The sequence below is a fragment of the Chitinophaga skermanii genome, assembly GCF_003259335.1.
Taxonomy (GTDB): Bacteria; Bacteroidota; Bacteroidia; order Chitinophagales; family Chitinophagaceae; genus Chitinophaga; species Chitinophaga skermanii.
The window spans coordinates 1-15,011 of the sequence record NZ_QLLL01000003.1 but is presented as its reverse complement, the minus strand read 5'-3'; the positions used below and the strand labels follow the sequence as shown (position 1 = coordinate 15,011).

General features: G+C 42.9%; 9 protein-coding genes. 8 read left to right on the top strand and 1 reads right to left on the bottom strand.

What is annotated here, in order from left to right:
* Positions 1 to 93 precede the first annotated feature (93 nt).
* The 8 genes from LX64_RS07785 (at position 94) to LX64_RS07750 (ending at position 14,294) form a co-directional block, all read left to right on the top strand.
* Positions 94 to 3,555 (top strand): SusC/RagA family TonB-linked outer membrane protein, encoded by a 3,462-nt coding sequence (locus LX64_RS07785; RefSeq protein ID WP_111597083.1) that lies wholly within the window; start codon positions 94 to 96, stop codon positions 3,553 to 3,555.
* Positions 3,556 to 3,565: 10 nt separating this feature from the next.
* Positions 3,566 to 5,047, top strand: a complete 1,482-nt coding sequence (locus tag LX64_RS07780; protein ID WP_111597082.1) for a RagB/SusD family nutrient uptake outer membrane protein — start codon at positions 3,566 to 3,568, stop codon at positions 5,045 to 5,047.
* Positions 5,048 to 5,208: 161 nt separating this feature from the next.
* Positions 5,209 to 5,940 (top strand): DUF4843 domain-containing protein, encoded by a 732-nt coding sequence (locus LX64_RS07775; protein ID WP_111597081.1) that lies wholly within the window; start codon positions 5,209 to 5,211, stop codon positions 5,938 to 5,940.
* 20 nt (positions 5,941 to 5,960) lie between these two features.
* On the top strand, positions 5,961 to 7,487 hold the full coding sequence (locus tag LX64_RS07770; RefSeq protein ID WP_111597080.1) for a PKD-like family lipoprotein: 1,527 nt from the start codon (positions 5,961 to 5,963) through the stop codon (positions 7,485 to 7,487).
* Positions 7,488 to 7,563: 76 nt separating this feature from the next.
* Complete coding sequence (locus LX64_RS07765) at positions 7,564 to 10,173, top strand: zinc-dependent metalloprotease (protein ID WP_158538574.1); 2,610 nt, start codon at positions 7,564 to 7,566, stop codon at positions 10,171 to 10,173.
* Between the two features lie 6 nt (positions 10,174 to 10,179).
* Complete coding sequence (locus LX64_RS07760) at positions 10,180 to 12,831, top strand: zinc-dependent metalloprotease (RefSeq protein ID WP_111597078.1); 2,652 nt, start codon at positions 10,180 to 10,182, stop codon at positions 12,829 to 12,831.
* Positions 12,832 to 13,317: 486 nt separating this feature from the next.
* Positions 13,318 to 13,575 carry a hypothetical protein gene (locus LX64_RS07755; protein WP_148707239.1) on the top strand — a complete coding sequence of 86 codons (258 nt, stop codon included), beginning with the start codon at positions 13,318 to 13,320 and terminating at the stop codon, positions 13,573 to 13,575.
* 182 nt (positions 13,576 to 13,757) lie between these two features.
* On the top strand, positions 13,758 to 14,294 hold the full coding sequence (locus LX64_RS07750; protein WP_148707238.1) for a hypothetical protein: 537 nt from the start codon (positions 13,758 to 13,760) through the stop codon (positions 14,292 to 14,294).
* 65 nt (positions 14,295 to 14,359) lie between these two features.
* Here LX64_RS07750 and LX64_RS07745 read toward each other — a convergent pair whose 3' ends face one another.
* A complete protein-coding gene (locus LX64_RS07745) occupies positions 14,360 to 14,689 on the bottom strand; it encodes a hypothetical protein (protein WP_111597075.1) in 330 nt (109 codons plus the stop codon).
* Positions 14,690 to 15,011 lie beyond the last annotated feature (322 nt).

The following is a 15,011-nucleotide window of genomic DNA, read 5'->3' as shown; positions in this document are numbered from 1 at the left end:
GCGAAAATGCTGGGAACATTTTCGCTGGGCTTGGAAGGAATTAAAAACACATGAACTAGCATTTTTGAATTATCAACCAAACTGATTAAAAGTATGACTTTACTTTTAAATGGCCAACTATTGCGCCTATTATCAACCAAAGCGCCCCTGGATGCAGCTGCTTGCTGTAAGCGGGGACTGCATTCAGTTGCTATAAAGCGACTTATTATGCAGGTGAAACTTATAACACTGTTACTCTTCCTATTTTTAGTCGACGCACAAGCTAAGGTCGTAGCTCAGAAGGTAACTATTAACGTTAAGAATGCATCCGTAGCATCGGTTTTTAAATCGATCACCCGCCAAACTGGGTATGTATTTTTTTACAACGACGATGTCATTAATGCACAAGATCCAGTAACGATTAGTGTAACCAATGAGGATTTAGATGTTGTATTAAGAAATCACTTCCCTAAACTGGCCTTGAATTTTACAGCCGCCAACAAAACGATTGCCGTAAAAGCAGTTACAGCACCTATTGCAGGCTCGCGGATATCCAATGCCGTAAGTATGCAAGGAAAGGTACTCGACGCACAAACCGGCTTACCGATTCCGTTGGTGAATATCGTGGTAAAGAACAGTCAAACCGGTGTTGTTAGTAATGAAACCGGTAACTTTTCGATTATTGCACCGAAAGGTAGCATCCTTGTGTTTTCTTGCTTAGGGTATGAAACACAGCAGGTAGAAATTAAAGCTGCCACCGATGCTGTGATTCGCATGAAACCCGCTGCGCGTACACTGGGCACTACCGAAATTGTGACGGGTATTTATAACCGTAAGAAGGATAGTTACACGGGTGCTGTTGTAACCATTTCTCAACAAGAATTAAAGAAGATGGGGAACGCTAACCTGTTCCAATCTTTACGCAACATTGCCCCGGCTATGTTTGTCGATAATTTCGCCCTCGGTTCTTCTCCGAATGCATTACCTACGTTGCAATTGCGAGGCACCTCTACATTGGGTGATCTTTCTACTTCTACCGGTGCAACTTTAAAAGGGAATTATATTAAGAGTCCTAACGAGCCATTATTTATCCTCGATGGTTTCGAGGCTACATTAGAAAGAATATTTGATTTAGATATTAACCGTATCGAATCAGTTACCATATTAAAAGACGCGGCATCGAAAGCAATTTATGGTTCCCGTGCAGCCAATGGTGTAATTGTTGTTGAAACAAAGAAGAACACTTCCGGCACTGCATTGGTGACTTATAATGCCAGCTTGGACATAGAGCTGCCTGATCTTTCTAGTTACAACCTTGCCAATGCTACAGAAAAAATTGAAGCAGAGCGCATCGATGGTATGTACTTGAGTAATGATCCTGCCGCGGCTGTAGCCTTACAGCAATTGTATGAATCGCGTAGAAAGCTAGCGCTTGAAGGATTGAATACCGATTGGATTGCCAAACCTCTTCGTAATGGCGTGGGCCAGAAACACACCATTGGTGTAGAGCTGGGTGGTAACGAATTACGCTTATTAGCCGATATCTCCTACCGTGATGTACAAGGTGCTATGATTGGATCGAACCGGAAGAATATTACGGCCAACATGCAAGGTTCTTACCGTTTGAAGAACGTTTTGTTCAGGAACATTATGAGCATCAACAGCAACCAAACGAAGGAGTCGCCTTATGGTAAATTCAGCGACTATGTGAAAATGAATCCATATTGGAAAGCCACTAATTTAGATGGTTCTATTCCTTTCTATGCAGAAATTGGTCCGAATGCCGTGTACACCAACCCTATGCACAATGCTACCATTAATACAAATATTACAACCGATTACTTAAACTTTACCGATAACTTCTATTTAGAATGGACATTACGACCAGGTTTGAAGGCCGTAGCTAGAACAGGTGTAGATATTAAAACATCTGGTGCCGACGAGTTCTACCCTGCTTCGCATACCAACTTCGTATCGTACACATCTGAAGAGATGAAAAAGAGGAAAGGTGCTTACACGGTCAATAACGGTAAAAGCACTTTCTTATCTGGCGACTTCAACATCAACTATTCAAAAACCATTCGCCGCCATACTTTCTTTAGCAACATTGGTTTCAACGTAAGCGAAAGGAAATACTTCGAAACCATTCACCATGTAGAAGGTTTCTCTAGTGACAAGATGGATAATATTCTTTTTGGTAGTGCTTATGCATATGAATCGAAACCTACGGGTACAGATGGGCTAGCGCGCGAGATTGGATTTTTAGGAGCGGTATCCTACATGTACGACAATCGTTTCATGACAGACGTTACCCTTCGTAGAAGTGCGAGTTCCTTATTTGGTGCTGATAAAAAATGGGGGAATTTCTGGAGCGTGGGTTTGGGTTATAATTTACACAACGAGCAATTCATCCGGGAGAACTTGCCATTCTTTGAGCAGTTCAAAATCCGTGGATCTGTGGGTGTAACGGGTAACCCTAACTTCAAATTGAACGCGTCGGTTCCAACATACTTATACTACCTAGAAGCTTTCTACCAAGGCTACCCGGGCTCTTACTTATCTAACCTAGCTAATAGTTCGTTACAGTGGGAATCTAAATTGGATTATAACATTGGTGCAGACTTTAAAATCCAACGCTTAACCGGTCGTATTGATTACTATCAAGGCTTTACAAAGAACTTGGTAACCGTAATGACCATGCCGGGTTCTACAGGTTTTAATTCATTAACAGAGAACCTTGGTAAAGTGAAAAATGAAGGGATGGAATTGAACTTGAATTACCTCGTATACCAAAAAGGCAGGAACTACTTAGGCTTGAACTTCGGTGTGGAAACAAATAAAAACAAGATCATCGAATTATCCAACGCGATGAAATCGTACAATAGCAAGATGGACGAATTAGCGGGCGATAAATCGAATGGCAAACCGGTGAAGAAATATGTAGATGGCCTTTCTATGAACGCTATTTGGGCAGTGCCTTCTTTAGGCATTGACCCTGCTACGGGTAATGAAATTTACTTAAAACAAGATGGTTCAACTACCTATAACTGGAACGCGAATGATATGCGCGTAGTTGGTAACTCGTTGCCTACTTACCAGGGTACGTTCGGTATTAGCGGTGAATTTAATCGTATCGGGTTCTCTTTAAGCGGCCGTTACCTCGGTGGTGGCGATATGTATAATGCGACATTGGTTGATCGTGTTGAGAACGTTGATATGAATTATAATGTTGACCGTAGGGTATTGACGGGCAGATGGCTGTACCCTGGACAGGTAGTGCAGTTCAAACGTTTGGGTACATACGACAAGCCAAATGAAAATGGATCTGTTACACCAACAAAAGAAATGACACGTGCTACTTCCCGCTTTGTACAAAAACGCAATGAAGTAACTTTTGGCGCTGTAAACTTATACTACTACCTCAGCGATGACTTAGCACACCGTTTACGTTTACAACAGTTAAAAGTAGCTATGAACTTAAACGAAGTAGGCACTATTTCTACGATTCGGATTGAACGCGGAACGGATTATCCATTCGCGAAAACATTATCATTCTCCCTTTCAGCCACTTTCTAATATGTCATTTATGAGAACATCAACTTATTTTAAATACTTGCTGCCTATATGCTTCTTCGCGCTATTGGGTAGCGCATGTAAAAAAGGCTGGCTCGACGAAACCCCTTCTTCTCAAATCAGGGCCGACCAACAATTCGAAACCGAAGGCGGTTTCCGTGATGCATTAATTGGTGTGTATATTGGCATGACCCAACCCGGTTATTATTCCCGGGAAATGTCGTGGAATATCGTGGATCGTTTAGCCATGATGTATGCCCCATATGCAGCCAGCAATATTTATTCAGAATTCCAGAACTACAATTATAAAGCTACTACCAGCAGAAGCTTTATCGACAATATGTGGAATTATGCTTACACCGATATTGCCAACATTAACAATGCGTTGAAATACATCGATGAGCGTAAGCAAATTCTTGATCCTATCAATTATAACCTCATTAAGGGCGAATTGTTAGCATTGAGAGCCTATATACATTTCGATTTAGTACGTTTATTTGGGCATAGTAACTTTGCCGGCCGTCCTGAACTAGCGGGTAAACTTGCGATTCCTTATGCTACAGAATACGGGAAGAAAATTGCACCACAATTATCTTACACCGATTTGTTTACAAAATTGGAAGGGGACGTGAACGCGGCTTTGGAGTTGTTGAAAAAAGATGATCCCATTTACGCGGGTAACCAGCATCCTAAAGCGTATTACAGTTACGTTAATAGCGACGGTTTCTATAACAACCGCAACTTACGTATGAACTACTATGCAGCCTTAGCACTGAAAGCCAGGCTATTGCAATGGCAAGGCTCTGCCGCAAAAATGGCTGCGGCTCGTGATGCTGCAAACGAAGTGATTCAATACGCACCGGCGAAACTGATTACCAATGCACCATCTGGCAACACGGTTTTACGTGGCGAAGATCTATTCTCTTTAAACGTGCAAGCCTTCAATAATCTCACCGACAATTTCTTAACGGCAACCGATGCTACAAATACCTTCGCCGTATTTATGTTGCAAGCCAATGCTGAGGAATTGTATGAAACGAGTCAACCTGAAATTGGTTTAGCCGATTACCGGTTTAATACAATGACGAGCTTACAAATGCGTGGCCGCGTACCGGTGAAATTGCGTCAAGATGCCAATAGCTTCGATTCGCGCAACCGTATTCCATTGATCCGTATTTCGGAAATGTATTACATCGCGGCAGAAGATTATAAGCAAACGAATAAAGCGAAAGCCATCGAGTATTTAAATACGGTTCGCCAAGCACGCGGCATTTTGAAAGACATTGCGGCTAGTGCATCGAGTGATGACATACAAACTGAAATCACGAAAGAATACCGCAAGGAATTTGTTAGTGAAGGACAGTTATTTTATTACTATAAGCGTCGTGGTTTTACCACTTTCCCAGGTTTATCTGCCGGCAAAGTAGCCAACGACGAGCTATATATGCTACCCTACCCTGATAACGAAATTGAGTTCGGCGGTAGAGTACAATAAAAGCTTTATTCAATAGGGATGCATATCGTCATGTGACTGTTTACCAACAGCCGATCGCTATTCGCCCCCCGTTGTGTCACTCCCTTCAACGGGGGCCTATAGATGGGCTGTGTACAAGCAGCCATGCATACATTATTTGCTATACTATTAAATCATTCATCATGAAAAGATACTTTGCTATTTGGGGCTTTGCAGCAATGCTGGCAGCATCCTTGGTAGCTTGCAAGCGCGAAGAGTTAGCGACTTATAGCGCTTCCCCGGCCGTGAACTTCTCGACATTAACGATGGAATACAGCTTCTTGGGGAATGCCAGTGGCGATTATATCCAGGAGATACCTGTAAAAATTAGCGGCTTGGTATCGAAGCAAGAAAGGCATTTCGATGCATTTGTTGTAAACGATTCTATTACAACGGCGCCTGCCGGGATGTACGAGTTATTGGGTGGAACTGTGCCGCCTAATTCGCTGGTAGGAACGTTTAAAATCAAACTAAAAAACGATTCTACCTTGCGTAAAAAACGTATCGCGGTTAAAATCCAGTTAGGCAATACACCCGATTTCGTAAGCGGCAACGTAGAAACACGCCAAGCGAAAGTACAATGGTCGGACCAAATTGTTATACCGGCATGGACTTACTACCGTTATTTCTTCACTACCCAAGCCAGCACAAAAGCCTACCAACTCATCGTGCAATCTACCGGTTTAACCACCTTCACCGCGGCCCAATACCGTGCACTAACACCGGCAGGAGCTGAGGCTATGGGGGTTGTATTCGGCGACTACGTGAAGCAATGGAATAAAGATCATCCGAACGAGATCCTCAAACACGACGATGGTACCTTGGCCGGTCAACCGATTGTGCCACTTTATTACTCACGTTCGAAATTCGATTAGTAGACCATTCAATCTTCAACATGAAAAAAGTATCTCTTTATATAGCCGGTTTGCTGAGTTTGCTATATGCTTGTAAAAAAGACGACAGCACCCTCAATACCCAACATGTAGGCAGCGTTTACATTGATACTGCCGGGATTGGTGCACAAAGTGTATACCAGTTCGACACCTTACGCATTCGCCCTAACTTGCAGTTCGATGGCCAAGTAGAAAGTGATTTTACCTACGAATGGAAAATTAACATGGCGCCGAACGATACGATGTACCAAGTACTGGGCACAGCACGTGCCTTAGCGGCAGAAATTCGTTTTCGCCCTAATAGCGCTAGCCAGTACCACCAATTGGTATATACCGTAACCAATAAGGCGAATGGCTTGCGTTATATTATGCCATTTAAAATCACTGTATTAAACAATATTGGTGAAGGATTGGTGATTGCCGACAGTGAAGATGGCCGGGAGAGTGACATCTCGCATTTAATGATGCCATGGATTACTGCAAACGCTACTACCACTAGTTTAAAGCGCAACGTATATTCGTCTATTAACCATGGTAAAATTGGGGGTATAGTGAAGCAAATGCGTTATTATAGGTCGTACACTACGGATGTAATAACCGGCATAACGGATTCTTCCATCTTCAATATCAAAACACTCGATTATACCTTTGGTGGTAAGAACAATGATTTATTCTTTGCGCCCCGTGGAGCTTTCAAGCCACAGTCGTTAGGCAGCATTTACCAAGGCGATCTTTACATTGGTGAAGGCAAGTTTACGGGTACTTATATGGGTGCATCGCCTAAATACCCTACCCCATTTGATAATAACTTTGCAATACCCACCCAATTGGCCCTCAACCCATTCAATTACGATGGCTTGGTAGTACGCGTTAACTTCTATGATGAAGTACACGGTCATTTTGTGTATCTTTCTACTATAGCAAGTTATGGCGATCGCGAAATGCATAGATACCCCGTGCAGGCAGGCGCTGCCTTCAATGCTAACAACCTTCCCGGCAAACAAAACCTTGCTGCAGGTCTTAGCGTTGACAAGGATTTCTTGCATTTGTTGAAAGACAAAACAACGGGTAAAGTAAGCTTGTACATCTTTAGCCCGGGTATTGATGATTATCCAGATATTATACCGCCATCACCTAAATCAGTTATTGATCTAACCAATGCACCTGGTATTGCAACTGCGCACCATTTTGTATTTGCAGAAGATCAAAACGTGATGTATTACGTAAGTGGTAATAAAGTATATGCAATGTTGTACGGCACAGCTACCCCTACTTACCATGAGCGTTACACATTGGCAGCAGGTGAAGAAGTGACTGTATTACAGGTTTACCAACAAGGTAACTACCCGCATATTGAACCTACATTGAGCACAAACAACAAGATTTTGATTATGGCTACTTATAGCGGCGGTAAAGGCAAATTGTACTTGTTCCCGATGTTGAACTTAGGCTTAGGTAACCTTGATATTAATAACCGGAAAGAATACGGTGACTTTGGTAGAATATCCAGCGTCATCTCTCAAAAATAACCTAGCAGAAAATGCTTTCCCGCAGCCTGCTTGAATGTAGGCTGCCGGGTGGCATTCAACCATACAAAACATGCATATGAATTACGCATCCTTCAAAACATTGTCGTTAGTAACGTTCCTCGCTGTAGGTACACACGCTGCTGCGCAATCGACCGAACCAACGAAAAAAGAATCACGGAAATCGAAACGTGGCGCTAAAACGGAAGTTGTTACACCCGCGCCCGCACCTGCTGAAAAGAATGGCTATGCCAGCTTATTGAAATCGCCGCAGAAACAATCTGCCGGTATGATGAACTTGTATTACAAAAACCAAAAGCTGTACATGGAAATTCCCATGCAGCTGATGGAAAAGGAAATGCTCCTTGCCTCTACTATTTCAGAAATCAGTGACAACCTCGATGGCCTCGTAGGATCGAAGCCGCAAGATCCATTGTACGTAAAATGGATACATAGCGATTCGAGTTTACTACTCGTGAAATTGGAAAGCAACAACATCACCGATAACGATGCGAATATTAGCGATGCCCTAGCGAAAAACAACCTGGGCGCTATTTTGAAAATATTCCCTGTTCAAGCATATAATGCCGATAAGTCGACTGCTGTTATTGATGTAACAGATTACTTCTTGAACGATATTAAAGAGTTATCGCCTTTTGGTGCATTTAGTATGTACCGTGGTGCCGGTTACCGCGTATCTGAAAGCTTTAAACGTGACCGTTCCTTCATTGGCACCTTTAAATCTTTTGGTGATAACTTGATGATTAAAAGTCATCTTTCATACGAAAACACGCTCAGCAACGATAAAAGAACACTGGTAAAAGACAAGCCGGTTACGGTAGTGCTTACCCGTACTTTGTTATTGTTACCAAGTACAGCCATTCGTCCTCGTAAGGCTGATCCGCGTATCGGGGTGTTCACCACGCGCAAAACATTGTTTACAGCGGCGAACAATAAATCGGAGGCAGTATATTTTGCTAACCGTTGGAACTTAGTACCGAAAGATGAAGCGGCCTTTGCGAAAGGACAATTAACAGAGCCCGTGCAGCCGATTATCTTCTACATCGACAGTGACTTTCCGGCAGCTTGGAAGCCTGCTATCCGCGAAGCCGTGAATAGCTGGCAAAAGCCTTTTGAAAAAATTGGCTTTAAGCATGCCATTATCGCGAAAGACTTCCCGGTAAATGATAGCACCTTTGATCCCGACAACTTGAAATATAACTGTATCCGTTATCAACCGGCAGCCGTAGCAAATGCCATCGGGCCATCGTGGGTAGATCCACGTTCTGGTGAGATCATCAATGCATCGGTTTATGCCTTCCATGATATTGCGAAATTGTTGAACAACTGGATGTTTGTACAAACAGCGCAAACAGATGCAGCGGTACGTAGTAAAGAATTGCCACAAGATTTATTGATGGATGGGATTAAATACGTAATTAGGCATGAAGTGGGTCACTGTTTAGGCTTTATGCATAACATGGGCGCTTCATCTGCCATTCCTGTAGATTCGTTACGCTCGCCTAGCTTCACGCAGAAATATGGTACCACTTATAGTATCATGGATTATGCGCGTTTCAATTACGTAGCACAACCGGGCGATTACCAACGCGGTGTGAAATTAACACCTCCGGAATTTGGTATTTATGATGAATACGCCGTAGACTGGAGTTATAGCTACTACCCAGCTTCCGTATCAGCAGAAAAAGAAGCCAAACAGCAAGCAGCTAAAATTACAGCCAAAGCAGGTGATCCCCGCTACCGTTATGGTGCACAACAAGGCATTCCATTCGATCCATCGGCACAAACGGAGGATTTGGGTGATGATGCCATGAAAGCTTCGAATTACGGGGTGAAGAACTTGCAATACATTATGCAAAACCTCCACAACTGGCTTGGTAAAACAGACAAAGATTACACTTACCGCCAGGAGATTTGGAACAACATCTTATCGCAATATGTACGTTACGTAAACCACGTGTATGCAAACCTGGGTGGTATGTACGTGTTTGAAAAATACGCAGGAGACCCTGTACCCATGTATCAATCTGTTCCCCGTGCAAAACAAGTAGCAGCCATGAACTGGATGTTACAGCAATTACGGGATTTAGATTGGATCGAGAACAAAGCAGTATTGCAGGAAATGTCGCTCGTAGGTACCCCGTCGATGGTATTGCGCAAGCAAATGATCGAGGCCTTGTTACAAGCACCGCAAAAAGTATATCTCAGTGCGTTGCGTTCAAACGAGAAAAACCCGTTAACGAGCGAGGAGGTGATGAAAACATTGTATACAGAAGTTTGGGGCAGCACAGTAAAAAATGCTACGCCGAATGTAACAGATCGTGAACTACAAAAAGCATACGTTTCCGCATTGATAAAGCAATCCAAATTAGGCAGTGGTACCGGGGCTAGCAATGCATTAGCCTTTAACGGTACTTTCCAAGCGCCTATTGAAGGATTACAAGAGGAATGGGCTTGCGGGCACAATCACGGTGTAACGGCATCTAGGGATGCTTTCGGTGGAGGATCGGTACAATTTGCCCTCTCCCCTTCTATGGAAGCTACTTATTTCGCGGCTTTAAAGAATTGTCAAACTTTGTTACGTGGTGCTGTTGCGAAAACAAGCGACTTACAAACACGTATGCACTACAGGTTCTTATTGGAACAAATTGAAAAAACGCTTAAATAACCCGGGATGCAAACATTACAATCAAATACCCACCATACAAGTTGCATCCAGTATAAGGGGATGCGCAAAAAGCTAGGCCTTTTACTGGGCATCGCTTCCTTTGCGATGGCAATACAGGCAAACGGCCAGAAAAAACCGGCTGCCGATACAACGAAAAAGGTAACGCCTTACGAGAAACTGTTTAAAGGTAAGAACGTACAAACGTCGAAAGGGATGATTACCCTACACCAAGCACAAGGCAAGGTGTATTTTGAAATGCCGATCCAGCTACTTGGAAAACCCATGTTAATTGGTTCGGTAACAGAATCGGTGAGTCACTCCGACGATGGTGCTGCTGGCGAACAGGCCCATGATCCGCTCTGCGTAATATTTGAAGAGAAAGATTCGATCATACACATTCGTCAAATGAATTACGATCAACGCGTAGGCGGCAGTGAACCGGGTGACTTACAAAAGAGCCAGGTGGCACCTATATTAGCATCGTATAAAATATTGGCAGTATCGCCGGATAGTAGCTCATTGGTGTTCGATCCTACAAACTTCTTCCTCAGTGGCAATACCAATATGGACCCTTATATGCCAGTTGGAGGCTTAGAAAGTAGGCGTACTAGTTTTAAACCGGATCGTTCCTTATTGGCAGGTGCCAAGGCATTTAAAGATAACATTACCATTAGTAGTTACATGAGCTACGGGGTAACGAAAACGTTCTTTGGTTTTGTTACGGCAGAAGATAGACCTTCTACCGTGTTAATGAAACGTAGCATTTGTTTATTACCGGAGGTGCCTATGCAACCCCGTTTGAACGACCCGCGTATTGGGGTGTTTTATACGAAATACGACCATGTAGATGCGCGTAATGGAGTAGAACCGGTTTACTATGCTAACCGTTGGCGTTTAGAACCTAGCAACCCTACTGCATATGCAAAAGGAGAAAAGGTTACACCTGTACAACCCATTGTATTCTATATCGATAATAAGTTCCCGGCTAGCTGGGTGCCTTATATCAGGCAAGGTGTTGAGCAATGGAATGTAGCTTTCGAAAAAATTGGGTTTAAAGATGCGATTGTAACGAAGATGTACCCGGAAAACGATTCAACCTTCGACCCCAACAACATCAAATACAATTGCATTAAGTATGCGCCTACCGCTACGCAGAATGCTATGGGCCCATCTTGGGTAGACCCACGTACGGGAGAAATCTTAAACGCTTCTGTGTACGTTTACCATGGCATTACGGATGTTTTGCGTGATTGGTTGTTTATTCAAACTTCGCCGGCCGACAAACGTGCACGCACAGCTAATATGTCGATGGAACTAGTGGGCCCTTCTTTGCGTTACGTGTTAACACACGAAGTTGGTCACTGTTTGGGTCTCATGCACAACATGGGTGCTTCAGCTACCTTCCCAGTTGATTCGTTACGCTCTCCTAGCTTTACACAAAAATATGGTACAACCCCTTCGATCATGGATTATGCGCGCTTCAACTTCGTGGCACAACCTGGCGATATGGAGAAAGGAGTTAGCATGACACCGCCACCATTGGGTATATATGATGAATATGCGATCGATTGGCTATACCGTGTATTACCGGGGAACCCGTCGATGGAAGTAACTGCTAAAACCTTAGAGGCATTTGTAAGCGAGAAAATCAAGAACCCCATGTTCCGTTACGGCAAGCAGCAATTTGCCGGTAATCTTGACCCGAATGCATTATCGGAAGATTTAGGTGATGACCAAGTAAAGGCTACCGCCTACGCCATGAAGAACTTGCGTTACGTAATGGAAAACTTCAATAACTGGGTGAAAGATGAAGATGAAGACTATTCTTTCCGCAGGAAAATGAACTTCAATATCATCAACATCCAATTCTATTGGTATTTAACACATGTACTGAGTAATCTCGGTGGTATTTACCAATATGAAAAGTATGAAGGCGATCCCTTCCCGGCATATACTGTTGTTCCAAAAGCTAAGCAAAAAGAGTCCCTCAATTTCTTACTATCCACCCTTGAAAATGCGACTTGGCTGAACAACCCGGAAATCGACCAGAACATTGATGCGATCAATGGCAATGCGGCACAATACATGCAAACCATTTTATTCCCTTACATCATGCGTTGGGTCAATAATATTGGTTATAGTGAAGCCAAAGGCGGTAATGAAAGCTATACACAAGCAGAAAGTTTGGCCGATGTATTTAATTTCATTTGGAAGGAAACCTTGTCTGGCAAGGCTGCATCTGCAGAAAAGCTGAACATGCAAAAGAGCTATGTGCAAGTACTTACCCGTTCCCCCGGCTCGCTTCGTACAACGAATGGGAAAGCGGATGCCTTTGTAAATGAAGATGAATTAGCACCTGTTAGAAATATGCATTACCTCGCTATGCAAAAAGGTTTAATGCCTATTGGTTGTTCTCATATCGACGAGCGTACGCAAGTAGCACCATCGCAGAACTTGGCTTTACAGGGCGACAAAGCGGGCTTCGAATTTGCAACGCGCATCTTATATCAAACTGAAGATATCAGCCATTTGTATTACAGCTGGCTGGTAGAAACACAACAAACTTTACAAAAAATCGTGCAACAACCACTTGGGAAAAATAAACTCGAATACGAGTATATGTTACTGCAAGTTAACCGTGCACTGAAAGTAAAATAATCATACGCATAAAGGCTAGTCGTACGACTAGCCTTTATTTTTTTCATTCAATACGAACTTACTTTACTTCCGCCTTTCCCCGCTACTTTTCCATCTCCCATTTTTAATTGACACATCAATTATCAGCCACAACATCTAACGTTACAACACCTGTTTAATTTTCCACAGCCTGATTGTTGTATTGAATTAAATTTTATATTCGTATTGATAAACATGTAGTTATCTACCCCAATTACCCGGAAACCGTATTGGTGCGTAAGCAATCAAAAGAATTATGTCTACAGGAAACCTGTAACCTCAGTTATGTGAATATTTCCCGACAGGAAGCCTCCATTCATTGAACCCAACCTGTAAAAAGGCTTGCTATTGTTTGTAGTACTGAAGTTGGCTGTATCGCATGTACAGCTAGGCACTGTTGTATGTAATACTGAAATATCCGAACACAATAAAACTTCATTCATCACCCACAAAAATCTACTGAAAAAGATGAAAAAAGCGACGCTACTCATTGTATGTTTCCTAGCTGTAATCGCTACCGCGATTTCATTTCCACGCTATACTACGAAGGAATTTACGCCTAATAAATTGGGCACATTGGCACAAAATGTAGCTTCACCCCACGGGAATAACCATCGCTTTGCAGCGAACAATTGCCAAAGTTGCCATAGCCCAGCGGCACTACAAGCAAACGAACTATCATCGAAAGGGAATACGCGTTATGAGCGTGTTTTCAAGATGCTTTAAGATGGTTTAACAATCAGCTGCATAAAACAATCATCCCCCGGGCTTGCTGGCAGGTTCGGGGTTTTATTTGTATATCAATGATTGACAATGTAAATACCGTTCTCACCGCAGTGCTATTGTATAACTTTAAAGCTACCCATCAAGCAGCTTATTTATTTTTCATCCAAAATAGCACTCAATTTATGAAACTACGCGTTTTTGTATCCTTTGCTTTACTCAGCTTTATTGCCAGTGTAATTAGCCTAACTGTCTTTACCGACAACTCCTTCGCCCAACAACAAAAAGGCAAAATTGGCCGTATCCAGTTTGGCGAAAACTCTATTGAAGCCATTGTTAAAGATGGTTTTGTTACAGCAGCCACCACTTCAGGGCCGGTGCTCATTCCTTGCCTCGATCTTGTTAAGGGCGGCGATTGTGGTGAACCAGTGCTGTTCCCAGGCACTACCGAACCAGCGCCAATTGCTTGTGATGGGAAAACGGCTACTCAATTATGGAATGAATTACACAATGCCCTCCAGTTCTTTAAAACATCTCCGGCAGGTATATCAGCACAACAAAGGGCTGATCGCACTTGTGTTACACAATTCGTGATTCTACAGAATTGTAAGTATTCTATGGTGGTAAGGGTGAACCCCAATCCTCCTTGTCCTAATTATGATTTGAGATGGTCTTTAACGAACGAGCCTTATCAATATGGGCCAATTGTAGAGTTGTTCTAGCTTATTTGCCAACTTAGATTTATATGAAAGAAAAACGTCCCGTCTAACCAGCGGGACGTTCCTTTTTATTCGTCATCATCATTTTTATCGGTGCTATACTCGTTATTCTCCTCATCTTCATCTCCAATGGCTTCTTCATCATCGTCTAGCTCCGCACCGGGAACGTCTAGTTCATCATCTTCATTGAGGGGCTCGCCGTCATCGTCAAGCATATCTACCTTGCCTTGGTGCATGCGAATTTCTTCCGTGTAGGAAGGATCGGTGGTAGAAGCTTCTTCTAGCAATTCCCGTTCTTCGTCAGACACATCGGCGTCGTTGGGTTCGTTATTGCTATCTTGGATAAGATCGTCGTCTTGCGGCAATGCTTGCTTATTGAGATCATTTTTCTTTGCCATACCTGTAGGTTTTAATACTTGAGTGAAATTATCGTGCCATGCGGGCCGTACGTATAAAACAGCTTGAAAGGGAAAAGGTTGGGGAAAGCCTGCTACAGGATTTGTGGGGGAATGGGGAGATTCGGGGTATTTAATCCTAAGTAATTGCGAAATACCTGTATTCGAATAACCATTCCGCCAGTTACGTTAGAAAACCATCACGAAACTATGAAACAGCTATTGAATGCATGTCTAGTCCTGCAAAAAGTTTACACCCACAAATGAAAAATGATGAAAAGAAGCAAATTATTTGGACTAAAAGGTCTTGGGGGTGGTCAATCGA